We start from the raw sequence: 23599 nt of genomic DNA, 5'->3' as shown, positions 1-23599 counted from the left end.
AATGAGTTAGCCGCTTAAAGCGGTATGCGGCTAAGGCAATAAATGACCCAAGAGTCATTCAAGACAATATTAGGAGTCCAGCATGGATTTTAATTTAAACGAAGATCAGCGTCAGTTTGCTGATTTAGCCCGTCAATTCGCTGCCGAAGAACTCGCGCCATTCGCCGCCAAGTGGGACGAAGAGCATCATTTTCCTAAAGATGTTATTCAAAAAGCCGGTGAACTGGGCTTTTGTTCTTTGTACTCGCCAGAATCAGAAGGCGGCATGGGCTTGTCTCGTTTAGACGCTTCAATTATTTTTGAAGAATTAGCCCATGGTTGTACAGCCACCACAGCAATGTTAACTATTCATAATATGGCAACCTGGATGGTGACTACGTGGGGGACCGAAACCTTGCGTAAGCAGTGGTCAGAAGGCTTAACCACAGGACAGTTATTAGCATCTTACTGTTTAACAGAACCTGGTGCCGGCAGCGATGCCGCTTCATTGCAAACTAAAGCTGTGCGTGATGGTGATGATTACTTGATCACCGGTTCAAAAATGTTTATCTCTGGTGCCGGTGAAACCGAGTTACTCGTAGTGATGTGCCGTACTGGTGAATCTGGCCCTAAAGGGATTTCAGCGATTGCCGTACCAGCTGATGCAGTAGGCGTCACTTACGGAAAAGCAGAAGATAAAATGGGCTGGAACGCACAGCCAACAAGAATGATCAGTTTTGAAAACGTGCGTGTACCGGCTGCCAATTTACTTGGTGAAGAAGGCCAAGGTTTTACCTTTGCCATGAAAGGCCTAGACGGCGGACGTATTAACATTGCCACCTGTTCAATTGGCACCGCGCAAGCTGCACTGACTCGCGCAACTCAATACATGATTGAGCGTAAGCAATTTGGTAAACCGCTGGCGGCATTCCAAGCATTGCAGTTTAAACTGGCTGACATGGCAACCGAATTAGTGGCTGCCCGTCAAATGGTACGTTTAGCAGCTTTTAAATTAGACACTCAAGACCCTGAAGCCAGCGCTTATTGTGCTATGGCGAAACGTTTTGCGACCGATGTAGGTTTCCAAGTGTGTGACGGTGCGCTGCAAATTCACGGCGGTTACGGTTATATCCGTGAATACCCTTTAGAACGTCATTTCAGAGATGTGCGCGTGCACCAGATTTTAGAAGGCACTAATGAAATTATGCGCCTGATTATTGCTCGCCGTTTGCTCGCTAGCGATGCTCATCCGATCCTGTAATTAGCGGTTCCACTCGTGACTCACTAGCTTTAGCATAAGGACATAGCATTATGACTACACACCCTGCAATTCTAAAACATATAGTCGGCCACACGGCCATTTTGACTCTGAATAATCCGCCAGCTAATACTTGGACCGCTGACAGTTTGCAAGCGCTGAAACATATCGTGCTCGAACTGAATCAAAACAAAGATGTTTATGCGCTTGTGATCACCGGTCAAGGTGACAAGTTTTTCTCAGCAGGTGCTGATTTGAATTTGTTTGCCGACGGCGATAAAGACAATGCAGCTTCCATGGCAACACATTTCGGCGAAGCGTTTGAAGCCTTAAGTGCGTTTAGAGGTGTATCTATTGCAGCCATTAATGGTTATGCCATGGGCGGAGGGTTAGAAGTGGCATTAGCTTGTGATTTACGAATTGCAGAAGCGCAAGCCCAATTGGCATTGCCTGAGGCCTCAGTGGGTTTACTGCCTTGTGCTGGTGGCACCCAAAACTTAACCGCATTAGTGGGTGAAGGTTGGGCAAAACGGATGATTTTATGTGGCGAGCGTATTGATGCTGCGAAGGCTGAAAAAATTGGCTTAGTGGAAGAAGTCGTTGAACAAGGCCATGTCTTAGATGCCGCAGTGGCGTTAGCAGCGAAAGTGGCTAAGCAATCACCTAGCAGTGTCAGCGTATGTAAAACCCTTATTCAAGCTGGACGAACTATGCCGCGAACTCAAGCATTACCGCTTGAGCGTGAACTGTTTGTTGGCTTATTTAATACCGAAGATCAGGCTGAAGGTGTGAAGGCCTTTTTACAAAAACGCGCCCCAAACTGGAAGAATTGCTAATGACTCAAGATGTAATATTTCAAACCTTAGGCACGTTATCAGGTCAATCTATTGGCGTGGTAACTCTGAATATTGAAAAAGCACTTAATGCATTAACCCTCGACATGGTTGCAGCAATGCAAGCACAACTCACTAAATGGCAACAAGACGACAGTATTGCGTGTGTTGTGCTTGATGGCGCCGGCGAAAAAGCCTTTTGCGCTGGTGGAGATGTACGTGCCATTTACCATGCATCCATCGCCAATCCGAACAACATGACCACAGAGGCGTGTGAGTTCTTTACCCAAGAATACCAACTTGATTATTTACTGCATCAATTCGGCAAACCCGTTTTAGTGTGGGGTGACGGCATTGTTATGGGCGGTGGACTCGGGCTAATGGCGGGAGGGAGCCATCGTGTTGTTACCGAGCGTAGCCGTATTGCAATGCCTGAAGTGACCATTGGTTTATACCCAGACGTTGGCGGCAGTTACTTTTTAAACCGTATGCCGGGAAAAACAGGGTTGTTTTTAGGCTTAACCGCTTACAACATGAACTGTGCAGATGCGCTGTATGTCGGCTTAGGAAATCATCTTCTTAATAGCGATGAAAAAGAGCCGTTATTCGATGCCATGGCTGAACTGGCTTGGAGTCAAGATAGTGAGATAAATCATCAACTGCTAAGCGGATTGTTGACCAATATGAGTCAGCCACACTTAGCGGCATTATCCGTTAGCCCACTGCAACAATTCCAAGCACAAATTGATTTGTTGATGACGGGTGACATCCTTGATGTGCATCATCAATTATCGACATTAAACACTGAGCTTGATTGGCTAAAACGAGCCCAAAAAACCGCCTTAGCTGGCAGTCCTATTAGCTGGCACTTGATTTTTGCTCAGGCAGAACTTGGCACAGAACTTAGCTTAGCTGATTGCTTTAAGTGGGAGTTGGGTGTGAGTGTCAATTGTTGCTCTATGGGTGATTTTTGCGAAGGTGTTCGCGCCTTACTGATTGATAAAGATCGCCAACCTAAATGGTTATTTGCAGATGTAGACTCAGTGGATGCGAATAAAGTGACCCAATTGGTTACCTCGCCTTGGGCTGAAGATAGACACCCATTAGCAGACTTTACTTAAAAAGGATTAACGAAATGGCAACAGTAGCATTTATTGGTTTAGGTAACATGGGTGGCCCAATGGCTGCCAATTTAGTTAACGCGGGTATGACAGTCACTGTGTTTGACTTAAACCCTGTCGCAGTAGAAGCGTTAACGGCGCAAGGCGCACTCAGTGCTAAAACCGCGTGCGGCGCAGCGGCAGCCGCTGATTTTGTCATTACCATGCTGCCAGCAGGCAAGCATGTTCGCAGCTTGTACCTAGGCGATGACAATAATAAAGGTTTGTTAGATGTAGTGTCTAAACAGGCATTACTGATAGATTGCTCAACCATAGATGCCGACAGTGCCCGTTTAGTGGGAGCAAAAGCCGCTGAGAAGGGCATCGAATTTATGGATGCGCCAGTATCAGGCGGCACAGCAGGCGCGGCAGCCGGTACCTTAACCTTTATTTGTGGTGGTAGTGAAGCAGCCTATCAACAAGCGCAAACGGTATTAACGGTTATGGGCGGCAATATTTTTCACGCTGGTGCAGTAGGTGCAGGTCAAATTGCTAAAATTTGTAATAACATGCTGTTGTCTGTGTTAATGGTGGGTACTAGCGAGTCATTACAACTTGGTTTGGATAATGGTTTAGATCCTAAAGTGTTGTCTGATATCATGAAAGTCAGCAGCGGCGGTAACTGGACGTTAGAAAAGTACAATCCATGCCCAGATGTGATGGAAAATGTGCCGTCGTCAAAAGATTACCAAGGTGGCTTTATGGTTGACTTGATGGTTAAAGATTTAGGGTTGTCGCAAGAAGCGGCGGTCGCCTCTAATTCAAGCACACCAATGGGTTCTCTGGCTCGCAGTTTATATGTTAATCATGCTCGCCAAGGCCATGGTCGTCGCGATTTTTCGAGTATTTTTGAACAATTTTCAAAGAAAAAATAAAGGATTCAGTTGATGGAATTAAAAGATAAGGTTGTCGTCATTACTGGCGGAGCTGGTGGGTTAGGTCTCGCTATGGCGCATGATTTAGCTGCCCAAGGTGCTAAATTGGCGCTTATCGATGTTGATCAGGCTAAACTTGAACAAGCTTGTGCTGATTTAGGTTCTGTAACTGAAGTTCAAGGTTACGCCCTAGACATTACTGATGAAGAAGATGTGGTCTCTGGCTTTAAATTTATCGTTGAAGACTTTGGCAAAGTGAATGTGTTAATTAACAATGCCGGTATTTTACGTGATGGGCTAATGATTAAAGCCAAAGATGGCGTTGTCACCGATCGCATGTCGTATCAGCAGTTTCAGTCTGTCATCAATGTTAACTTAACCGGCACTTTTTTATGTGGCCGTGAAGCCGCAGCAGCGATGATTGAAACCAAGCAAGCAGGGGTAATTATTAATATCTCTAGCGTTGCTAAAGCCGGTAACATGGGACAATCTAACTACTCAGCGTCTAAAGCAGGCGTTGCTGCAATGTCGGTTGGGTGGGCAAAAGAGTTAGCCCGTCATAATATTCGCAGTGCCGCTGTGGCTCCTGGTGTTATTGCTACCGAAATGACCGCAGCGATGAAACCTGAAGCATTAGAGCGTTTAGAAAAAATGGTCCCAGTAGGGCGCTTAGGTCAGCCTGAAGAAGTGGCTGCAACCGTACGTTTTATTATTGAAAACGATTACGTTAACGGCCGTGTATTTGAAATTGACGGCGGTATTCGCTTATAAGCGATAGAGTATATTCATTGTGCTCATTATCTGTTCGCCCAATGCAATATAACGCGTTGCGCACTTTCATATAATGAATGTGATTGGTATTCCCTGCATTCAGTTTGTTATGATGTTGTCACGCCGAGCTTATGCTCGGCGTGGCTTTTTTACTTTTAAGGATTAATGACGTGGCGAAGTTAGAATACCTGCTTAAAAAAATCATGCTAATCGTAGGCATTCTGGGCGTGATTATTATCTATGGCGGTTTTTTGTATTTATTGTTTTCAGGTCGCTCGACTGCGGCGCTCCCGTGGTTTTTACTCATTTCACCGTGGATTTGTGTTTACTTTGGCTTAACCCATGTACAGCAAGTAGCTGTAATACAGTGGTTTACTCATAAACTCAGTTTCAAAAAATCGACTAAGTAGCTCTGTTATGTCTAGCTTATCCGCATTTTTATCAAGGTTTTCTATCGCTTTGTATACCTTAATTGCCTTGGTCGCCTTTGCTGCAAATTCAGTGTTGTGTCGTATGGCATTATCGACCCAACAAACTCCTGCACTTATAGATCCCAGTAGTTTTACTGCTATTCGTTTAGTTGCTGGTGCGTTGGTATTGTGGTTATTAATGCTGTTGCGAGGTACTAAAACCACAGTGAGTAACTCTGCTAGTCGTGGCAGCATGTTTGCGGGTGGATTACTGTTTATCTACGCGGTGACTTTTTCATACGCCTATGTGCTACTCGATACCGCCACTGGTGCGTTGATTTTGTTTGCCGCGGTGCAAATTAGCATGATGTTAATCAGCTATGTTCAAGGCCAACGCTTAACCCTACTTGAATGGATTGGCGCATTATTGGCTTTTAGTGGTTTTGCTTATTTAGTGCTGCCCGGCGTGAGTGCGCCTTCGATGACCGGCTTAGTACTAATGGCGATCAGCGGCTGTGCTTGGGGTGGATATACTTTGCTTGGCAAAAAGTCAGTTAACCCATTATTTGATACAGGTTATAACTTTATTCGCAGTTTACCTCTGGTCGCGGTGATGATATTGGTGGTGTGGCTCTTACCTCAATTAACCTCAGCGTTGCAATTAGTCTCAATACCACAAGCAACGGTATTGTCTGCCAAAGGAGTGTTGTTAGCCGTCTTATCAGGTGCAATTGCTTCGGGTATTGGTTATGCGTTGTGGTATCAAGCATTGCGTGGACTCACATCAACCCATGCCGCGGTTTTACAACTAACCGTGCCTGTTATTGCCGCTGTGGGTGGCATTCTCTTTTTAGATGAAGTAATCAGTTTTCATCTAGGTGTATCGGCTGGCATTATTTTTGTTGGGATTGCATTGGTTATCTTTGCCAAAACCCATCCTGTTAATAAGCCGGCCCTCTCAATAAGCAGATAATTGAGCAATAAACATCAGATAAAACCAAGTGACTTACACATACATAACTCAATAAAATAAATGATTAACGAGGTAATATGAGCAATTCAACACCGTATCCAATTGGTACTCCAGGTCAAAAATGGACCGATGCAGATAAAGCACAATGGTTAGCACAAGTTGCCATAAAACGCTCATATCAAGATGAAGTGGTGAGTAAACTGGCTCAGATTACTGGTCCGTTTGAACAAGTACAATACGGCGCATTATCTTATGACGCTGATAAGTATCCACTGTTTGCATTTAAATCTCAGCAGTGGGATAGCAATAAAAAAACCATTTTGGTGACCGGTGGCGTACACGGTTATGAAACCAGCGGTGTTCATGGCGCGATTCAGTTTTTAGCCACTAAAGCACAGGATTATACTCAGTATTTTAATGTGGCCATCGCGCCGTGTGTTAGCCCGTGGGGTTATGAAACCGTTAACCGCTGGAACCCGAAAGCCATCGATCCTAATCGATCTTTTTATGCCGATAGCCCAGCAGAAGAGTCTGCTGCATTGATAGCTTTTGTCGCGAGTTTAGGTGAGGTGTATGCCCACATTGATTTGCATGAAACCACCGACACCGATGAGTTAGAGTTTAGACCTTTGTTGTCTGCTCGAGATGGCGTTGAATACGATAAAGGCATTATTCCTGACGGTTTCTACCTAGTCGGCGACAGTGATAACCCAACTCCAGCGTTCCAAAAAGCAGTGATTGATTCAGTGGCTAAAGTGACTCATATCGCGCCTGACGATAATGGACAATTAATTGAAGTACCGATTGAGCAATTTGGGGTGATTAACTATCCGGTCAAAAAACTCAGTTTATGTGCTGGTATTACTGACAATCACTTCAATACCACCACAGAGGTTTATCCAGACAGTCCAAACGTGACAGCGCAAGAATGTAACGATGCTCAAGTCGCCGCTATCACTGGTGGATTGGATTATCTTATTGGTTATTTGAAGCTCTAAAAAACGTTAAGTGATATAGACGATTACAAGCGATGCCGTTGTCGTCTAGACATATTTTAGTATAATGGCGGTGAGTCGCTGTTTGAATGGAATCTAAAAGACTCATCGCTGTTAAAACCTGTGGTTCCTCGGTTATTGATTAGCCTCCTCGCTAGTCGCCTATTTTTTATTAATAAAGGATTAAAATGAAAAATACTCTGTTGCTATGTCTATTCTGTTTATTAATGACGCCCCTTCTTGCACACGCCAAAGCGGGTTTAATCTCTTTTGGTGGTGAAAACATTGTACCTGTTGTGGCACTTCCTGATGATCCACGTTTTCAAACACAAGATGGTGAATTCATTGATGTAGGTTATATCTATAAATCTGTTGATATATTGTTTCTACCACTGTGGAATTATGATGGCCGTTTTGCTGGAATGTTGTCACAACAAGACTTGTATATAGACTTAACCCCCTTGGAAGTCACTGGACTCGTTTTAGAGGCTGGCGTGGTATTACCTAAAGCTCCATACCTCGATTTCTGGCATCGTATCGGTGGGAAAATAGTTTTTTTACTGCTTTGTGGCTCATTAGCACTTTACGTTAGACAGCGCATGCAAAAAAAGGCGGCTTATTTTAGCTCGTTAGCGACTGGGCGTGAGCGATTGAAAGATATCTTAATCAATAGCAATGACTTTACTGAGTTAGACCTATCTGTTATCGAGACAGAAGGTAAACCCAAAGTTGAAGGAATAGCATTTATTGCGGCGAAAAAGTATTTTAACAATATTATTTCAATATCTGTAATTGATATGGGTAAGGTGTCAATTGAGCAAGTTCAAGCTCAGCATGAGCAGTTATTTACTGCGTTACTTGGGTTGAAGAAAACCCTAGGGATGACGTCTCAAAGTACGATCCATTATCTGTATTTTACTTTCGACAGCACTCCTTCAAAAGTAGACATCAATATATTGAAAGCATTGAGAAAACGTCAAATCACCAAAGCAACTAATTTAATTCCAATTATTATCGATTTTGATGCGCAGATGATTGATAGCACTGTGGGCGTATATCCGTCTAAAAAAATTCTACAAAACTGCTTTACCCAAGCTGAAACTCTCTCAGATGATGTGGCTGAACCTGCAAAGGTATAATGTAATTAAGATTTTTACTAAACGGTTCACAAGGTTATGGTTGATGCCGAAAGCGGCTCTAGGTTTTCGGCATTAAATCAACACTGACGCATTATCGCTATTTAGACATTTATAATGACGCGCAAATACTCCTTTCATCACCGTCACATCTCAAAACGGGCAGTATTTGTATCATTGCTAGGTTGATAATTAGGCCAAAAATCCTTACACTATCGCGCTTCGTATTTACCTCGGCTCTGCCGTATGCCAGTTTCAATATCATTTTTGTTTGCTTGAGTCATATAGATGTCAACTCGAGCAAGTAGACTACAATTTGATATGGGCTTTAACACACAACACGATTTGGAATTTCATTTTGATTACAACAGCTAACATCACGATGCAGTTTGGCGCTAAGCCACTGTTTGAAAATCTCTCAGTAAAATTTGGTGGCGGTAATCGCTACGGTTTAATTGGCGCGAATGGTTGTGGTAAATCCACCTTTATGAAAATCCTTGCCGGTGATTTAGAGCCATCAAGCGGTAACGTCTCTATAGATGTTAACGAACGCATGGGTAAATTAAACCAGGACCAGTTTGCCTACGAAAACTTTTCAGTAGTCGATACTGTGATCATGGGCCACAGAGAACTGTGGAAAGTAAAGCAAGAACGTGACCGTATTTATTCTTTACCTGAAATGAGCGAAGAAGACGGCATCAAAGTGTCTGAGCTTGAGATGGAATTTGCTGAAATGGACGGTTACACTGCTGAATCCCGCGCAGGTGACTTACTACTAGGTGTAGGTATTTCCATTGAGCAACACTTTGGTTTAATGAGTGAAATTGCTCCAGGTTTTAAATTGCGTGTGTTATTGGCGCAAGCACTATTCTCAAATCCAGATTTACTGCTACTTGATGAACCTACCAACAACTTGGACATCGATACTATTCGTTGGTTACAAGACATGTTGAATCAACGTAACAGCACCATGATTATTATTTCGCATGACCGTTATTTCTTAAACTCAGTGTGTACTCACATGGCTGACTTAGATTACGGTGAGCTACGAGTGTTCCCTGGCAACTACGACGAATACATGATGGCTGCACAGCAATCACGTGAACGTTTAATGAGTGACAACGCCAAGAAGAAAGCGCAAATTGCTGAATTACAAACCTTCGTCGCCCGTTTCTCTGCTAACGCATCTAAAGCGAAACAAGCTACATCACGCGCTAAGCAAATTGATAAAATTAAGCTAGATGACATCAAAGCATCAAGCCGCGTCAATCCGTTTATTCGTTTTGAACAAGAAAAGAAATTGTTCCGTAATGCATTAGTGGTTGAAAACTTAGCCAAAGGTTACGACACACCATTGTTCAGCAAACTTAACCTAATGGTTGAAGTGGGTGAACGTATTGCTATCTTGGGTCAAAACGGTGTGGGTAAAACCACCTTGTTACGTACTTTAGTACATGATATCCCGCAAGACGATGGCACCATTAATTGGTCTGAAAATGCCAATATTGGTTACTACGCCCAGGACCATGAAGCAGATTTTGCTAATGAAATGACCTTGTTCGAGTGGATGAGCCAATGGCGCAAAGAAAATGACGATGATCAATCTGTACGCGGTATTTTAGGCCGTATGCTGTTTGGTGCAGATGACATTAAAAAGTCAGTTAAAGTATTATCTGGTGGTGAGAAAGGCCGTATGTATTTCGGTAAACTTATCATGCAAAAGCCGAACATTTTATTACTCGATGAGCCAACCAACCACATGGACATGGAATCTATTGAGTCATTAAACAACGCGCTTGAAAAATACGAAGGGACGTTAATGTTCGTGTCTCATGACCGTGCATTTGTATCGTCACTAGCCACTCGTATTCTTGAAGTGACTCCTAACGGAATTAATGACTTTAAAGGCACTTACGACGAATTCTTAGTGAGTAAAGGTATTGACGCGTAATTCTGGTTTTATAACCAGTACTGTCAGTAACCAGCATTGTTTGTAACCAATGCCCACTGATTAACACCATTAGCCCTGAACAATTGTTCGGGGCTTTTTGTTTTTATTTATTCGGCTAGGCCATATACTCTAGTGATATAAATCAATGACATTCTCCAGCACAGGCATCTACTTTATGAGCATCACCCTTGAACAAGTCGCATCAACCTTGAATGAACTGCAATGTCGTACTAATTTTAATATTAAGAATGTCACCGAATACATGCTACCTGAGTTAAAAGAGCCAGTTTATTTGCATGTAGAAGGAAAAACGCCATTACTGATCATTCGTCCGGCATTTGAAGTTTTTTCCACTGAGCTGGCTACGATTGACGGGGTACACGCGAAATATGATTACTATCACAATGCTCAAATGACCCGATTTCCAACTCGTCGTAACAAAGGCTTAAGTGAAATTCATTACGGTTTAGCATTTCGGTTTGATACCACAGATGCAATCAAATTATTTATTAATAGGTTGATTGAAATAGTAAGAGGATAAATAACCTCATTAGGAGTGCCGCATCATGACAGAGCAATTTAATATCAATCAATTTAATTGTTCCATTAATGGTAAAGGACAAACTTTGATTTGGGCTCATGGGTCAACCGGCAGTATCCAAAGTGAAGATGCGATTGGTTTATATGCCTGGCATCGGTTTCCTAAAAAATTACAGCTTATTCGCTATGATGCCGTTGGCCATGGCTTATCTTCTGCCGGTAAGTGCGTAGAAGACTATGTATGGCCAGAACTGGCCAATGACATGATAAGTATCGCGACGCACTTTAACGCAACGCCATCGCTTATTTTAGGTGGCCAATCAATGGGCAGTGCTACGTGTTTGTTCGCAGCATTAAAACATCCGCATAAGGTAAAAGGGTTAATCTTGATGAACCCGCCCACAGCATGGCATGCTCGTGCAGTACAAGTAGGCGAATATCATAAAATGGCCAAAGCAGCGCGCATTTTTGGTGGTAAAGGTTTAGCTAAAATAAACGCTAAACATTGGGATAAATTACTTCCAAGTTGGCTGATTAATGGTCATGAACATAGTGTATTAGGCATGCTCGACGGATTAAAACTAATGACACGTCAAACGCTAGATCATTTGTTTCGCGCTGCCGCCCTTAACGATCTGCCCAGTAAGCAGCAACTTGCCGAACTGACCATGCCAACCCTGATTTTAGCGTGGCACGGCGACAAGACCCATCCCATAGAAACTGCCATTCAATTACATGCCACAATACCTAATTCGACCTTACACATTGCAGCCTCGATAGATGAGGTTAATGAATGGCCTGAATTGATCAGTGAGTTTTGCCTCAGTTTATAAGTTGTTATTGATGGTCTAAAAATAGTGTTTAGTTTGTTTATCGCTGCAACCATTCACGATAAAAACATTCATTGATTTTATTGTCCGACAATGTCGTAAGTATGGCGTTAACGCAGGTGGAATAACTTTCACTATTCAATTATATGTATTTAAAGCATTATTAAATTAAAAGAAACTAAATTAGCTGTGAGCAAGATCTGAGTTTGTTGTAAATAACTTACCAAAATCTATTAATCTAGTTTATGGTTCAGTGAAGAAAAATTTACTTATCGCAAGTGTTTTAAGAAGGATGATGTATGAATTGGCAATGGATTAGCAACCTCAATATTTCGCGTAAACTGGCCTTACTTGTCATTCCCCCTTTATTAACCAGTATTTTATTCGGTGGTATGTACCTTAATAATGAGTACAAAACTCAGCATCAGTTAGCACTGGTTATTGATTTAACCCAGGTTGCCATTATCAATAGCTCCTTAGTACATGAACTGCAAAAAGAGCGAGGTATGAGTGCCGGTTTCCTCGGCTCTAAAGGACAAGCATTTAAAGACAATTTAGTGACTCAACGTGCTCAAACAGACATACAAATTCAACGTTTTAATCTTGTTGCTCAGCAAGACGATTTTCCGCAACAATTACAATCCACATATAATGAAGTTGCTTCAGCATTTAATCAGCTAAGCCAAATGCGTAATAATGTCACGGCCCTTAACATCAGTGTCGCAGAGCAAGTTAGTTATTATACCCGCATCAACACCCTATTATTATCAATGGTCGATAATGCAGCTAGTCAGAGTGTAGATAGCCAAATAGGTATAACACTCAAAGCGTTCGCAGCATTTTTACAATTAAAAGAACGCGCAGGAATAGAGCGAGCAGTACTCAGCACAACTTTTGGTCGCAGTGAATTCCCCCCTGGGTTATATCGAAAGTTTGTCACTCTGGTGGCGGAACAACAAACTTATGCCGAACGGTTTATTGCCGCAGCTAGCCCAGAAAACATTCGCATTTTTAAACAAGCCCAACAAGACAGTGCTATGGCAAATGTTAGTCAACTTCGTGAAATTGCTTTTGCACAAGACAGCGCTGCAATGGCGCAGCAAAGCCCTGAAGATTGGTTTAAAATCGCAACGGTACGTATTGAGCTGTTAACTCAGCTTGAAAAACAATTCAGCCAAGATTTGTCGCAATTAAGCCAAGACAAATTGTCACAAGCAACTGAGCATATGTATCTCACAGGCGCGGTGTTATTGCTGGCGCTGATTTTTGCTATTGTGATGAGCATGGTTGTTTCTCGCTATTTGCATCGTAGTTTAAGTCAGCTACACAAGCAGATATTGCATGCTGGTACTCAGTTTGATTTAACCACTCGCTTAAGCCATCAATCTGATGATGAGTTTGGCCAAATCTCGATAGCATTTAATCAAATGATGGCAGAATTTGAACACGTTATTACCCACGTACGTCGAAATGCATTGAGTTTGGTTCATGCCGTTGAACAAATGAATGGCTTTACTCGTTCAATGCAAGCCGATGTTGAACAAGGTTCGTCAGAAGCCGAACAAGTTGCATCTGCTATGACAGAAATGAGCGCAACCGTCCATGAAATTGCTGCCAATGCGGTACAGGTTTCAGAAGCTTCAGCCAATGCCAATATCGAAGTGCAGAGTGGCAACAATGATGTCAGTAAAACTAGCGATGCGATTCAATTGTTGGCTAAAGAGATAGCTAATGCCGCACAAAGTATTGAACGTTTAGATAAAGATGTACAAGATATTGTGACCATTTTAGCGGTCATCAGCTCTATTGCTGACCAAACTAATTTACTCGCATTAAATGCGGCAATTGAAGCTGCTAGAGCGGGCGAACAAGGAAGAGGTTTTGCCGTTGTTGCCGATGAGGTTCGTACTTTAGCTCAGCGATCACAACGTTCAACAGAAGACATTAAAGCGATGACCGAGCGCCTTAAAGCGGGTGCAGCCACTGCCGTAAGTGCTATGCAGCGAGGCCAAGTACAAGCACAACAAAGCGTTACCGAGTCACAACATGCAGGCAATGAGCTTAAATTGATTGCTCAACACGTTAGCGTGATTGACAGCATGAACCAACAAATTGCCGCTTCAACACATGAACAATCGGCCGTAGCAGAAGAAGTAAATCGTAATGCGATGAAAATCACCGATATCTATCACCATACACAGGAGATATCACAACAGATTGCTTTGCTCAATGACAATCTATTAAGTGATGCCAGTGACATGTCACAACAAGTCAGCAAATTTATCCTTTCTAAAAGCTAAGGCGATAAATCGATAACAAGCGGTAACAAGCGGTAACGAGCGATAACAAGCGATAACAAGCGGTAAGGGCGATAACAAGCGAACGAGCCTAGATGCTAGAACGCTTCGCTGCTAGAGGCTATAAAAGCTTGAGCGACTAAGTCTGAAGGTTTTTTGCTACACCACGGATCCAACTGTTATCCGCTCTTATAGCCGCGCAGCGTCTAGCAGGACGAAGTCCGCCCTAGTCTCTAGGCTATAGGGCGATGACAAGCGAGAGAACAGCGAACGAGCCTAGATGCTAGAACGCTTCGCTGCTAGAGGCTATAAAAGCTTGAGCGACTAAGTCTGAAGGTTTTTTGCTACACCACGGAGCCAACTATTGTCCGCTCTTATAGCCGCGCAGCGTCTAGCAGGACGAAGTCCGCCCTAGTCTCTAGGCTATAAATTGATAACAAGCGGTAAGGGCGATGACAAGCGAGAGAACAGCGAACGAGCCTAGATGCTAGAACGCTTCGCGGCTAGAGGCTATAAAAGCTTGAGCGACTAAGTCTGAAGGTTTTTTGCTACACCACGGATCCAACTGTTATCCGCTCTTATAGCCGCGCAGCGTCTAGCAGGACGAAGTCCGCCCTAGTCTCTAGGCTATAAATTGATAACAAGCGGTAAGGGCGATGACAAGCGAGAGAACAGCGAACGAGCCTAGATGCTAGAACGCTTGTCATCGCTTGTTATCGTTTTCATCACTTGCTCGCTTAATCTGCTCTTATAGCCGCGCAGCGTCTAGCAGGACGAAGTCCGTCCTAGTCTCTAGGCTGTTAATCGCTTGTCATCGCTTGTCATCGCTTGATACCGCTCTTTACCGCCGGTTACCTTTCTCAACTCATTTGGTGCAATGCTGCAGTAATTGGACAAAGAAATCGCTGCCTTTACGTTCCGCAAAAGCTATATTTCGCTCAGGAATGGATTCAGGATCAGTATAGTTGGCTAATGCCATTTCCATGCTGGCTTCACGGATAATATGCAAACAAGGGTAGGGGGAGCGATTGGTAAAATTAGCCGCACTGTCTTGTGGTTCACCTTCAAAACAATAGTCCGGATGAAAGGTCGCTAATTGATAAACACCTTCATAGCCTTGCTCAATTAACTCATCGGTAGCGTAATCGACTAAATCTAAATAAGGGTAAAAACCTTCAAAACCTCGCGGCAAAATAAACAGCGTGGTTTCAGTTTCAGGATGATTATCTAAGTATTGGCACTCTTCAATTAGCGCCTTTAACACAGACTTTGTTTTAGTTTCTTCAATGGCAACATAACGAATGCTAGCGCGTTCGACTTCTCGACGGGCAAACGGACAAATGTTGTATTTCATAATGACATCTTTTACCCAATTTTCAGTATGAGTAAGACATTCATGTTGTTCCATTAGTTAACCTTTTAACGCTAAAAAATTGATTAGTGGGTTGCTGGCGGTAACATCATTGGAATGATCGATGCCACTAATAATAAAGCCATTGTGATATTAAAAATACGTTGCTGACGCTCATTTTTAAGTAAACGTTTAAGTGCCACGCCAAACCCTAACCAAACAATCGCACACGGAAATGCCACGCATAAAAATACGCTGGCAATGGTCACGACTTGGCTATTGATCTCTTGTTGTACTGAGGTAAATGTAGCAATGGCACCTACCGCCATAATCCATCCCTTTGGATTTACCCATTGAAATGCTGCCGCTTGTAAAAAGCTAAACGGTTTGCTTACTTTTTTACCTTCCATTTTACTGCTGCTATTGGCAATTAACCATGACAGATAAAGTAGGTAACTAATACCAATCACTTTAATCACAATATGAATAAAAGGATAAGCTTGAAATATTGCACTTAACCCAAGCCCGACCGCTAATATCATGGTCGGAAAACCCAAGCTAATACCCATTAAGTGCGGAATACTGCGCTTAATACCAAAATTAACCCCAGAGGTCATTAGCATAATGTTGTTAGGGCCAGGAGTAATACCGGCAGAAAAAGCAAATAAAGCAATGGCGAATACTAACTCCATGAAAGGGTCTCTGTAGTGAATTAATAAGATATTTTTATAAATCGAATTCTAGGGGAAATGAGTGATTCACCATAATGATTTTTTTAACGCTTGGTTAAATTTGTCATTTCAAGACTAAAAAAACACTCGTTTTACTGTTAACGGTTTGATATTTATCAAATAAATTATTAGTTACTAAGTGTAATTCTGGTTGGTCATTTTTACTTAACAAGTTCAAATTTTACCTTTGAAGTCGTTATTTCGGCATGTAGACGGTTTTTAGCGATTAAGTTACAAGTCATTAGCAAGTTAATCGCTAGATAGTTTAATAACTAACGTCTACTTCATAAGATGAAAACTTACGAATATTAATTACCCCAGTATCAAAAATAAGGTATTGACCTTTTATGCCTTGCAAAATACCAGTGACTTCAGCAATTTTATCAAAGTTGTGTGATTTAACTTTCACCGGAAACTGCGTAATTGGGTAGCTAATCGCTTGAATGTTGGCATCAAGGCGTTCAATAACAATGTCTTGGTATTCGACTGCGAGCGCTTGCAGTTTATCTTCAATTAGCGGAATAAGTTGGGCTGCTTGTTCAACCAAATCGACATCATCATTATGACCTTTTAGCATAGCTTGCCAATGAGTTTTGTCGTTAATGAATTTGGCTAATTCAATTTCGATTAAGCCCGACATTTTACGGGTCGACACTTTAAAAATCGGTAAGCCCTGAGTCGCCCCTTGGTCTATCCAACGGGTTGGGATTTGAGTATGGCGAGTAATGCCGACTTTAATCCCTGATGTATTCGATAAATACACGTAGTGGGGCACAAAGCAATTTGATATGCCCCATTCAGGTTCGCGGCAAGTGCCTTGATCAAAATGGCATGTTTCTGGTTTCATTATACACAAGTCGCAACTGGCCAGTTTTGTCATGCATACGTAGCAGTGACCTTGAGAATAACTTTTCTTAGTCTTTTTACCGCAGTTGCTGCAAAAAATATTACCTGTATGAGTCATGGTTAATGACTTACCAATAAGCGGGTTAAGCGCCAAACGCGCTTCACCAACAGGTAAATGATATTCCACCTCATGGTTATCATTGAGGTGGGTTTTCAGTTTTGATAGCGTTCCAAACATGGTTAATCCATTTTTATCATCATTATTTCGTGGCAGTTTAACAGAGGATCAAAACGGATTTTAGACTTAATTGGTTTTCAATGTCTAAATTAACTTATGCTGATTTACTCAGTTTATCTAATACAACATCATCACCCATTTCATACAGTGATGCTGTAATTTGCTCTTCTTGGCTCGGATCGGTTAATCCTAATGCCATAGTAGCTCTAAATAATGCAATGCCCGTGTGACTGGCGGTTTCATATTGGCTACTAAATTGTTCTATATTTACGCCTAGGGCATTCATTTTATTAGATATATGCAACACAATCCCTGGGCGATCATATGCGACTAAGTTATAGTGCAAATGTTTAATAGGTTTAGCACTTAAGGTTGTTTTAGCGAAGGTTAAGGTTAAGCCGTCAATGCATTCCAAGGCGTCAATTAACTCATCCCATTTTAGCGCAGGCACTTCTAATTGTAATATTGCTGCAAAAATACCGTCTATATGGCGCATTTCAGAGTCTAGCCAGTTGCCACCATGGCGGCTTACTACATTGGCAATCTGTTCTACTAAGCCTTTTCTATCAGGTGCTTGAAGAGTAATAAGATAACGCATCATTCGATATTTCTCCTATAAATAATGTCTGTAACACAAATGTCATATTTACGTCATATAATCGCAGCCACTTAAGATTGTGTTATTGTTTTACTGCTGTTTACTTTCATATATTTAGTCATAAATATTTATTGTTAGCATAGTAGACTACACATTCAAAGCGCTAATTATGGCATCGATTAATTATTAGAGGTTCTTAATGGAAAGTCAGGTCAATAAACCTGGTTCTGCGGAAAAAAGTCTACTCGTTGATAGACATGCAACCCGCAGAGCATTTAAGGATAAAGCAGCAGAGATTGGGGTAACCGTTGGCGGCACATTAGTGTTTGTCACCCTGTTATTAATATTTTTCTATTTGCTGTATGTCATCAAGCCCATTTTTGATGGGGCACATATAGAACCTGTTACGAGTGTGAGCTATCAACACGCTGATGTTAAAACCTTAACTGTTGGCAGCGATGAACAAAACGAAGTGCTCTATCGCGTGACCGAATCGGGTGTAGTTGACTTTTATTCAGCCGCGAGCGGTGAATTGATTTCATCTTTTAAGCCAAAAATCCCTGAAGGCACAACGGTCACCAGCAGTGCTAAATCGAGCCCAAGTGAGCAACGTTTTGCATTAGGGCTGAGCAACGGCCAAGTGATTGTTGTCGGCATTGAGTTTGGATTAACCTACCCAGACAATAAACGCTTGATTACGCCGACTTTACGTTATCCGATGGGAGAAACGCCATTAACGATTAATAGTGAGGGCGCTGTTTATAATCTGGTGTTTGATTTTAGCGACAGCCGCATGAGCTTTGCTTACCAAAATGCCAATGGTGCTTGGAAGCTTAATCGTCAAGAAGGCGAAGAAAACATGATGACTGAGGAAGTTGAATGGTCATCTGTTGAAGTGTTTATTGATGATGCACCTAATCATGTTATATCAGCGATAATGACTCCAGATCATCGTCAGCTTATTTTGAGTACCAATAATAAACTATTTATTTATAACACTCGCGATGCCGACTCTATTGAGTTACTACAAGTTGTCGATGTTAAAAAAGTGAATGCTGAAGTTAAGCAAGTCAATTTACTTGCCGGAGCAAGCTCTATATTGGTGAGTTATGACAGCGGTATTGTGAGTCAGTACTTCCAAGTTAATAGCGAAAAAGGTCGTTTATATCAGCAGATTCGTGAGTTTGATGACCTTGCTCCAGTCAGTGTAATGGCGACAGAGTTTTATCGTAAAAGCTTTGCAGTGTTGAGTGCAGATGGCGAATTAACCCTGCTTTATACAACCAGTGAACGTCAGTTATTCGACGAGAAATTTCAGTTAACTAACCCAGGTAAAATGGGCTTTAGCCCGCGTTCAAACGCCTTGGTGATTGAAGCCGATAACAAACTTAACCTTTTCTCTGTTGAAAATGATCATCCAGAAATATCGTGGAGCGCACTGTGGGAAAAAGTATGGTACGAAGGTTACCCTGAACCACAATATGTGTGGCAGTCCACTTCTGGTTCTGACGACTTTGAAGCCAAGTTGAGCTTAATGCCACTGGCATTTGGTACCATGAAAGCGGCATTTTACGCCATGCTATTCGCTGCGCCATTGGCGATTGCGGGGGCGATTTATACCGCTTACTTCATGACACCTAAAGTGCGTAATGTAGTAAAGCCTACCATTGAAATCATGGAAGCATTACCGACGGTTATTTTAGGTTTCTTGGCTGGTTTATGGTTAGCGCCACTGATTGAAGATCATTTGCCCGGCATTGTGGTGTTGTTGATGTTATTGCCCACATCAATACTTGCCACTGCATTTGCTTGGAGTAAATTGCCAGAAAAATGGAAGCAGCGCTTACCTGAAACCTATCAAGAGTTAATGCTATTGCCAGTGATTCTATTTATTGGTTGGTTCTCCTTTGAAATCAGCCCAATAATTGAAGTGGCGTTATTTGACGGCAATACTCGTCAATTTATTACCAATGATTTAGGCATCACATTCGACCAACGTAATGCGCTGGTTGTGGGTATTGCCATGGGATTTGCGGTCATTCCAACCATATTCTCGATTGCTGAAGATGCGATTTTCTCTGTACCACGTCATTTATCAAACGGCAGTTTGGCACTGGGTGCAACAAACTGGCAAACCCTGACCAAGGTGGTATTGCTTACCGCCAGTCCGGGTATTTTCTCGGCTATCATGATGGGCTTAGGCCGTGCAGTGGGTGAAACCATGATTGTGTTAATGGCTACCGGTAATACTGCAATCCTTGAGTGGAGTGTATTTGAAGGTATGCGTACCTTAGCGGCAAACATTGCCGTAGAAATGCCTGAGTCGGCCATTGGCAGTACGCATTATCGCGTATTGTTCTTAGCTGCCTTTGTATTGTTCGTGTTCACCTTCTTCTTTAATACCATTGCTGAAGTTGTTCGCCAACGTTTACGCGAACGTTATAGCTCACTGTAAGGAAAGATGATGACTCAATTAATGATTAATTCGCCAATCGCCTTGAGAGGTTTGTGCAATGGGTAAGTGGTTTAAATCAGGTTCACCGTGGATTTGGATGACCGGTGGTGCCGTTAGTATCAGTTTGATTGCCGTTTTAGGCTTATTACTGTTAATCGCTTGGCGTGGCTTGAGTTACTTTTGGCCTGCTGATGTTTATGAATGGCAACTCGAAGACAACAATGGTGTTAAAAGTACCTTAATTGGTGAGATTTACGACCGTGAAGAGGTGCCTACAGAGCGCTTAATTTCAGCTGGTCATAAATTTGCCAAACACCCTGGTGAGTTTGTTACTCGTTACTTGGTAAAAACCGGTAACCGTGAGTTTGTTGGTTTAGATTTTCGTTGGATTTTAGGAACCGATATCGTTAGCCGCTCTATGCCTGCTGATGTCGCTAAACTTGAACGAACTAAAAACGGTAATTTTTACGGTTATCCTGTTGCGGTAATCGAAGACGGTAAACGTTTAGAGTTAACTAATGAAGCAGACATAGAAGCGTCTTTGTTTGACCATATCGACCGCGCAGTGGCAATTTCTGACGAAGCCTTGGCGTTGCAAAAAAGCGATATTGGCTCGATAAATTATCAAATGGAACGTCTACGTTTGAAAGAGCGTGGTTATGAGCTTGATGGTGAATTAACGGCTGAGCGTAAAGCGGATATCAAGGCGCAAATCGAACAGCTTAACCAAGACTACTTAGTGCTTGAAAAAGACTTGTTTGCCCTGCGTGATAAAGCGGCGCGTGATTCTGTGGTGATTAAAGACATGCGCGGTGTTGAAGTCACCTTGCAACTGGACTCAATTTTAGACGTAAGTTATGTCAATCACATGAGTTTGCTAGGTAAAGTGGGTCACTGGTTTGTGGGAATAGGTCGCTTTGTGAGTGATGACCCGCGTGAAGCCAATACTGAAGGTGGTGTTTTCCCCGCTATTTTTGGCACGGTATTTATGGTGATGCTCATGGCCGTTATTGTGACGCCATTTGGAGTTGTCGCTGCTATTTACTTGCACGAATACGCCAAGAAAGGCCCTATTACTAAGCTTATCCGTATTGCGGTGATTAACTTAGCCGGTGTACCGTCAATTGTTTATGGTGTGTTTGGTTTAGGTTTCTTTGTGTACATGATGGGCGGCTCAATTGACCAATTGTTCTTCCCTGAAGCGTTACCAGCACCGACATTTGGCTCTCCTGGGGTGATTTGGTCTGCATTAACTTTAGCCATTTTAACCTTGCCGGTGGTGATTGTATCAACCGAAGAGGGTTTAAGCCGAATTCCGAGTGCGGTACGTCAAGGCAGCTTGGCATTAGGCGCGACTAAAGCCGAGACCTTATGGCGCATTGTGATTCCAATGGCAAGCCCAGCAATTATGACTGGTTTGATTTTAGCCGTGGCACGTGCTGCCGGTGAAGTGGCGCCGTTGATGTTAGTGGGTGTAGTAAAATTAGCCCCAACATTACCGATTGATATGAACTTCCCGTTTGTGCATTTAGAACGTAAGTTCATGCACTTAGGTTTCCATATTTACGATGTAGGCTTCCAAAGCCCAAACGTAGAAGCTGCACGCCCATTGGTGTACGCAACTTCGTTCTTATTAGTATCTGTAATTGTTGCTCTTAATTTAACCGCTATCAGCGTGCGCAACCATTTACGTGAAAAATTCCGTTCGCTAGAACATTAATTAGCGATATCCTGAGGAAAGATAAAATGATTTCTATTGATAGTTCAGCAATGCAAACAGAAGCCGTTGATTTAGCTAATTTACCGGCACAGGATACCGCACTTGAAATCCGTAATCTTGATTTACGTTACGGTGACAAACAAGCGCTATTTGATGTGTCGATGAAGATCCCTAAAAAACAAGTTACGGCATTTATCGGCCCAAGTGGTTGCGGTAAATCAACGCTGTTACGTTGTATTAACCGCATGAATGATTTGGTTGATAGTTGTAAAATTGAAGGTGAAATCTTACTTCATGGGCAGAACATTTATGACAAGAAAGTCGATGTAGCAGCACTACGTCGTAACGTCGGTATGGTGTTTCAGCGTCCTAACCCGTTCCCTAAGTCAATTTACGAAAACGTGGTGTATGGTTTACGTTTGCAAGGGTTAAGTAATCGTCGTGATTTAGACGAAGCGGCAGAGCGTTCATTGCGTGGCGCAGCGATTTGGGACGAAGTGAAAGACCGTCTACATGACAATGCATTTGGCTTATCCGGTGGTCAGCAACAACGTTTGGTGATTGCCCGTGCCATTGCCATTGAGCCAGAAGTATTATTACTCGATGAGCCAACGTCAGCACTTGACCCAATCTCAACGTTAACTATTGAAGAATTGATTACTGAGTTAAAGCAAAAATATACCGTGGTGATTGTGACGCATAACATGCAACAAGCGGCACGAGTGTCAGATCAAACGGCCTTTATGTACATGGGTGAATTGGTTGAGTACGCTAATACCAACACCATTTTCACGACCCCTAAAAAGCGTAAAACAGAAGATTATATTACTGGTCGTTACGGTTAATCTTGCTTAAAACGCTTTTAATTAACATACAGAATTTAGGTGGGTATCATGGAAAAAATGAATTTAAGTAAACACATATCAGGTCAGTTTAATGCCGAGCTTGATGATATTCGTAATCGCGTATTAGCCATGGGCGGGCTTGTTGAGCGCCAGCTTGAGCAAGCATTGGATGCGCTAGCAACACTTGACTCAGAATTAGCGCAACAAGTGATTGAAGGCGACCACAAAGTCAATGGTATGGAAGTGGCTATTGATGAAGAGTGCACCCGTATTATTGCTAAGCGTCAACCTGCTGCCAGTGATTTACGCTTAATTTTGGCTATTTCTAAAACCATTACCGATCTTGAACGCATTGGTGATGCTTGTGTTCGTATCGCCAAAGCCGCGGTAGAAAAGCGCGCTAACAGTCAACAGCCTTTATTGGTGAGTATTGAAAACATGGGGCGTCACGCCACACGTATGTTGCACTCAACGTTAGATGCACTAGCACGTATGGATGCTGATCAAGCATTTGAGTTACACAAAGAAGATGCGAAATTAGACAAAGAGTATGAAGGTATTATTCGTCAATTAATGACTCATATGATGGAAGATCCTCGTTCAATCCCTGGTGTGTTAGACGTATTATGGGCTGCGCGTGCAGTTGAGCGTGTCGGCGACCGTTGTAAAAATATCTGTGAATACGTTATTTACTATGTGAAAGGTAAAGACGTTCGCCATATTTCTTACGAAGAAATGGAAAAAGAGCTGTAATAGGTCTTAGCGACTTTAGAAACGCCCTATGTTGCACTGTTTATCGAATAAACA

21 protein-coding genes are annotated in these 23599 nt (G+C 42.5%); 17 read left to right on the top strand and 4 right to left on the bottom strand.

The features are described 5' to 3' along the window. Window positions 1-82: 82 nt before the first annotated feature. The 13 genes from GUY17_RS13645 to GUY17_RS13585 all read left to right on the top strand — a co-directional run bounded on the left by GUY17_RS13645 (window position 83) and on the right by GUY17_RS13585 (window position 14011). Entirely contained in the window at window positions 83-1240 is a 1158-nt protein-coding gene (locus GUY17_RS13645) for an acyl-CoA dehydrogenase family protein (protein ID WP_162023461.1), read from the top strand. A 50-nt stretch (window positions 1241-1290) separates the two neighbouring features. Continuing rightward, the gene (locus GUY17_RS13640) at window positions 1291-2073 is read left to right on the top strand and encodes an enoyl-CoA hydratase (protein ID WP_162023460.1); all 783 of its coding nucleotides are present in this window, start codon (window positions 1291-1293) and stop codon (window positions 2071-2073) included. Next, entirely contained in the window at window positions 2073-3191 is a 1119-nt protein-coding gene (locus GUY17_RS13635; RefSeq protein ID WP_162023459.1) for an enoyl-CoA hydratase/isomerase family protein, read from the top strand. The genes GUY17_RS13640 and GUY17_RS13635 overlap by 1 nt, the downstream gene beginning before the upstream one ends. Window positions 3192-3205: 14 nt before the next feature. After that, entirely contained in the window at window positions 3206-4105 is a 900-nt protein-coding gene (mmsB, locus tag GUY17_RS13630) for a 3-hydroxyisobutyrate dehydrogenase (RefSeq protein WP_162023458.1), read from the top strand. A gap of 12 nt (window positions 4106-4117) precedes the next feature. Continuing rightward, window positions 4118-4876, top strand: coding sequence for an SDR family oxidoreductase (locus tag GUY17_RS13625; protein WP_011636818.1), 759 nt, complete (start codon window positions 4118-4120; stop codon window positions 4874-4876). A 203-nt stretch (window positions 4877-5079) separates the two neighbouring features. Further along, window positions 5080-5286 carry a hypothetical protein gene (locus GUY17_RS13620; RefSeq protein ID WP_162024368.1) on the top strand — a complete coding sequence of 69 codons (207 nt, stop codon included), beginning with the start codon at window positions 5080-5082 and terminating at the stop codon, window positions 5284-5286. Between the two features lie 7 nt (window positions 5287-5293). Continuing rightward, window positions 5294-6259 carry a DMT family transporter gene (locus tag GUY17_RS13615; RefSeq protein WP_162023457.1) on the top strand — a complete coding sequence of 322 codons (966 nt, stop codon included), beginning with the start codon at window positions 5294-5296 and terminating at the stop codon, window positions 6257-6259. A 77-nt stretch (window positions 6260-6336) separates the two neighbouring features. Continuing rightward, entirely contained in the window at window positions 6337-7257 is a 921-nt protein-coding gene (locus GUY17_RS13610) for a M14 family metallocarboxypeptidase (RefSeq protein WP_162023456.1), read from the top strand. Window positions 7258-7442: 185 nt separating this feature from the next. Then, window positions 7443-8393, top strand: a complete 951-nt coding sequence (locus GUY17_RS13605; RefSeq protein ID WP_162023455.1) for a hypothetical protein — start codon at window positions 7443-7445, stop codon at window positions 8391-8393. 355 nt (window positions 8394-8748) lie between these two features. Then, window positions 8749-10341 carry an ABC-F family ATPase gene (locus GUY17_RS13600; RefSeq protein WP_101086698.1) on the top strand — a complete coding sequence of 531 codons (1593 nt, stop codon included), beginning with the start codon at window positions 8749-8751 and terminating at the stop codon, window positions 10339-10341. Between the two features lie 175 nt (window positions 10342-10516). Further along, window positions 10517-10882, top strand: a complete 366-nt coding sequence (locus GUY17_RS13595) for a hypothetical protein (protein ID WP_162023454.1) — start codon at window positions 10517-10519, stop codon at window positions 10880-10882. A gap of 25 nt (window positions 10883-10907) precedes the next feature. After that, the gene (locus GUY17_RS13590) at window positions 10908-11714 is read left to right on the top strand and encodes an alpha/beta fold hydrolase (RefSeq protein ID WP_162023453.1); all 807 of its coding nucleotides are present in this window, start codon (window positions 10908-10910) and stop codon (window positions 11712-11714) included. A 296-nt stretch (window positions 11715-12010) separates the two neighbouring features. Then, window positions 12011-14011 carry a methyl-accepting chemotaxis protein gene (locus GUY17_RS13585; RefSeq protein WP_162023452.1) on the top strand — a complete coding sequence of 667 codons (2001 nt, stop codon included), beginning with the start codon at window positions 12011-12013 and terminating at the stop codon, window positions 14009-14011. Between the two features lie 862 nt (window positions 14012-14873). Here GUY17_RS13585 and GUY17_RS13580 read toward each other — a convergent pair. The 4 genes from GUY17_RS13580 to GUY17_RS13565 form a co-directional block, all read right to left on the bottom strand. Beyond that, window positions 14874-15416 (bottom strand): DUF1415 domain-containing protein, encoded by a 543-nt coding sequence (locus tag GUY17_RS13580; protein WP_101086702.1) that lies wholly within the window; start codon window positions 15414-15416, stop codon window positions 14874-14876. A gap of 29 nt (window positions 15417-15445) precedes the next feature. Then, entirely contained in the window at window positions 15446-16051 is a 606-nt protein-coding gene (locus GUY17_RS13575) for a LysE family translocator (protein WP_101086703.1), read from the bottom strand. A 304-nt stretch (window positions 16052-16355) separates the two neighbouring features. After that, window positions 16356-17174, bottom strand: a complete 819-nt coding sequence (locus GUY17_RS13570) for a DUF2797 domain-containing protein (protein WP_101086704.1) — start codon at window positions 17172-17174, stop codon at window positions 16356-16358. Between the two features lie 94 nt (window positions 17175-17268). Further along, window positions 17269-17775, bottom strand: a complete 507-nt coding sequence (locus tag GUY17_RS13565) for a glycine cleavage system protein R (protein WP_011636830.1) — start codon at window positions 17773-17775, stop codon at window positions 17269-17271. A 196-nt stretch (window positions 17776-17971) separates the two neighbouring features. Between GUY17_RS13565 and GUY17_RS13560 the strand changes: the two genes are divergently transcribed. The 4 genes from GUY17_RS13560 to phoU are packed head-to-tail and all read left to right on the top strand — an operon-like array spanning window position 17972 to window position 23545. Continuing rightward, window positions 17972-20227 (top strand): ABC transporter permease subunit, encoded by a 2256-nt coding sequence (locus tag GUY17_RS13560; protein ID WP_101086705.1) that lies wholly within the window; start codon window positions 17972-17974, stop codon window positions 20225-20227. 58 nt (window positions 20228-20285) lie between these two features. Next, entirely contained in the window at window positions 20286-21947 is a 1662-nt protein-coding gene (gene pstA, locus GUY17_RS13555; RefSeq protein WP_162023451.1) for a phosphate ABC transporter permease PstA, read from the top strand. A 26-nt stretch (window positions 21948-21973) separates the two neighbouring features. Beyond that, window positions 21974-22792, top strand: a complete 819-nt coding sequence (pstB, locus tag GUY17_RS13550) for a phosphate ABC transporter ATP-binding protein PstB (RefSeq protein ID WP_101086707.1) — start codon at window positions 21974-21976, stop codon at window positions 22790-22792. 48 nt (window positions 22793-22840) lie between these two features. Beyond that, a complete protein-coding gene (gene phoU / locus GUY17_RS13545) occupies window positions 22841-23545 on the top strand; it encodes a phosphate signaling complex protein PhoU (protein ID WP_041412865.1) in 705 nt (234 codons plus the stop codon). Window positions 23546-23599: the final 54 nt, after the last annotated feature.

Source organism: Shewanella sp. Arc9-LZ (genome assembly GCF_010092445.1).
In the GTDB taxonomy this organism is placed as follows: Bacteria; Pseudomonadota; Gammaproteobacteria; order Enterobacterales; family Shewanellaceae; genus Shewanella.
The sequence above is the reverse complement of the archived record's forward strand: the minus strand, read 5'-3'. Positions and strand labels throughout refer to the sequence as shown.

What these genes read in the sequence shown, in the direction of transcription:
- GUY17_RS13605 (WP_162023455.1), top strand. Translation starts at nt 7,443, where the DNA reads ATGAAAAATACTCTGTTGCTATGTCTATTCTGTTTATTAATGACGCCC.
- GUY17_RS13560 (WP_101086705.1), top strand. Translation starts at nt 17,972, where the DNA reads ATGGAAAGTCAGGTCAATAAACCTGGTTCTGCGGAAAAAAGTCTACTC.
- GUY17_RS13570 (WP_101086704.1), bottom strand. Translation starts at nt 17,174, where the DNA reads ATGTTTGGAACGCTATCAAAACTGAAAACCCACCTCAATGATAACCAT.
- GUY17_RS13575 (WP_101086703.1), bottom strand. Translation starts at nt 16,051, where the DNA reads ATGGAGTTAGTATTCGCCATTGCTTTATTTGCTTTTTCTGCCGGTATT.
- GUY17_RS13625 (WP_011636818.1), top strand. Translation starts at nt 4,118, where the DNA reads ATGGAATTAAAAGATAAGGTTGTCGTCATTACTGGCGGAGCTGGTGGG.
- phoU (WP_041412865.1), top strand. Translation starts at nt 22,841, where the DNA reads ATGGAAAAAATGAATTTAAGTAAACACATATCAGGTCAGTTTAATGCC.
- GUY17_RS13610 (WP_162023456.1), top strand. Translation starts at nt 6,337, where the DNA reads ATGAGCAATTCAACACCGTATCCAATTGGTACTCCAGGTCAAAAATGG.
- GUY17_RS13615 (WP_162023457.1), top strand. Translation starts at nt 5,294, where the DNA reads ATGTCTAGCTTATCCGCATTTTTATCAAGGTTTTCTATCGCTTTGTAT.
- GUY17_RS13585 (WP_162023452.1), top strand. Translation starts at nt 12,011, where the DNA reads ATGAATTGGCAATGGATTAGCAACCTCAATATTTCGCGTAAACTGGCC.
- GUY17_RS13640 (WP_162023460.1), top strand. Translation starts at nt 1,291, where the DNA reads ATGACTACACACCCTGCAATTCTAAAACATATAGTCGGCCACACGGCC.
- pstB (WP_101086707.1), top strand. Translation starts at nt 21,974, where the DNA reads ATGATTTCTATTGATAGTTCAGCAATGCAAACAGAAGCCGTTGATTTA.
- mmsB (WP_162023458.1), top strand. Translation starts at nt 3,206, where the DNA reads ATGGCAACAGTAGCATTTATTGGTTTAGGTAACATGGGTGGCCCAATG.
- pstA (WP_162023451.1), top strand. Translation starts at nt 20,286, where the DNA reads ATGGGTAAGTGGTTTAAATCAGGTTCACCGTGGATTTGGATGACCGGT.
- GUY17_RS13565 (WP_011636830.1), bottom strand. Translation starts at nt 17,775, where the DNA reads ATGATGCGTTATCTTATTACTCTTCAAGCACCTGATAGAAAAGGCTTA.
- GUY17_RS13590 (WP_162023453.1), top strand. Translation starts at nt 10,908, where the DNA reads ATGACAGAGCAATTTAATATCAATCAATTTAATTGTTCCATTAATGGT.
- GUY17_RS13620 (WP_162024368.1), top strand. Translation starts at nt 5,080, where the DNA reads ATGCTAATCGTAGGCATTCTGGGCGTGATTATTATCTATGGCGGTTTT.
- GUY17_RS13635 (WP_162023459.1), top strand. Translation starts at nt 2,073, where the DNA reads ATGACTCAAGATGTAATATTTCAAACCTTAGGCACGTTATCAGGTCAA.
- GUY17_RS13645 (WP_162023461.1), top strand. Translation starts at nt 83, where the DNA reads ATGGATTTTAATTTAAACGAAGATCAGCGTCAGTTTGCTGATTTAGCC.
- GUY17_RS13580 (WP_101086702.1), bottom strand. Translation starts at nt 15,416, where the DNA reads ATGGAACAACATGAATGTCTTACTCATACTGAAAATTGGGTAAAAGAT.
- GUY17_RS13595 (WP_162023454.1), top strand. Translation starts at nt 10,517, where the DNA reads ATGAGCATCACCCTTGAACAAGTCGCATCAACCTTGAATGAACTGCAA.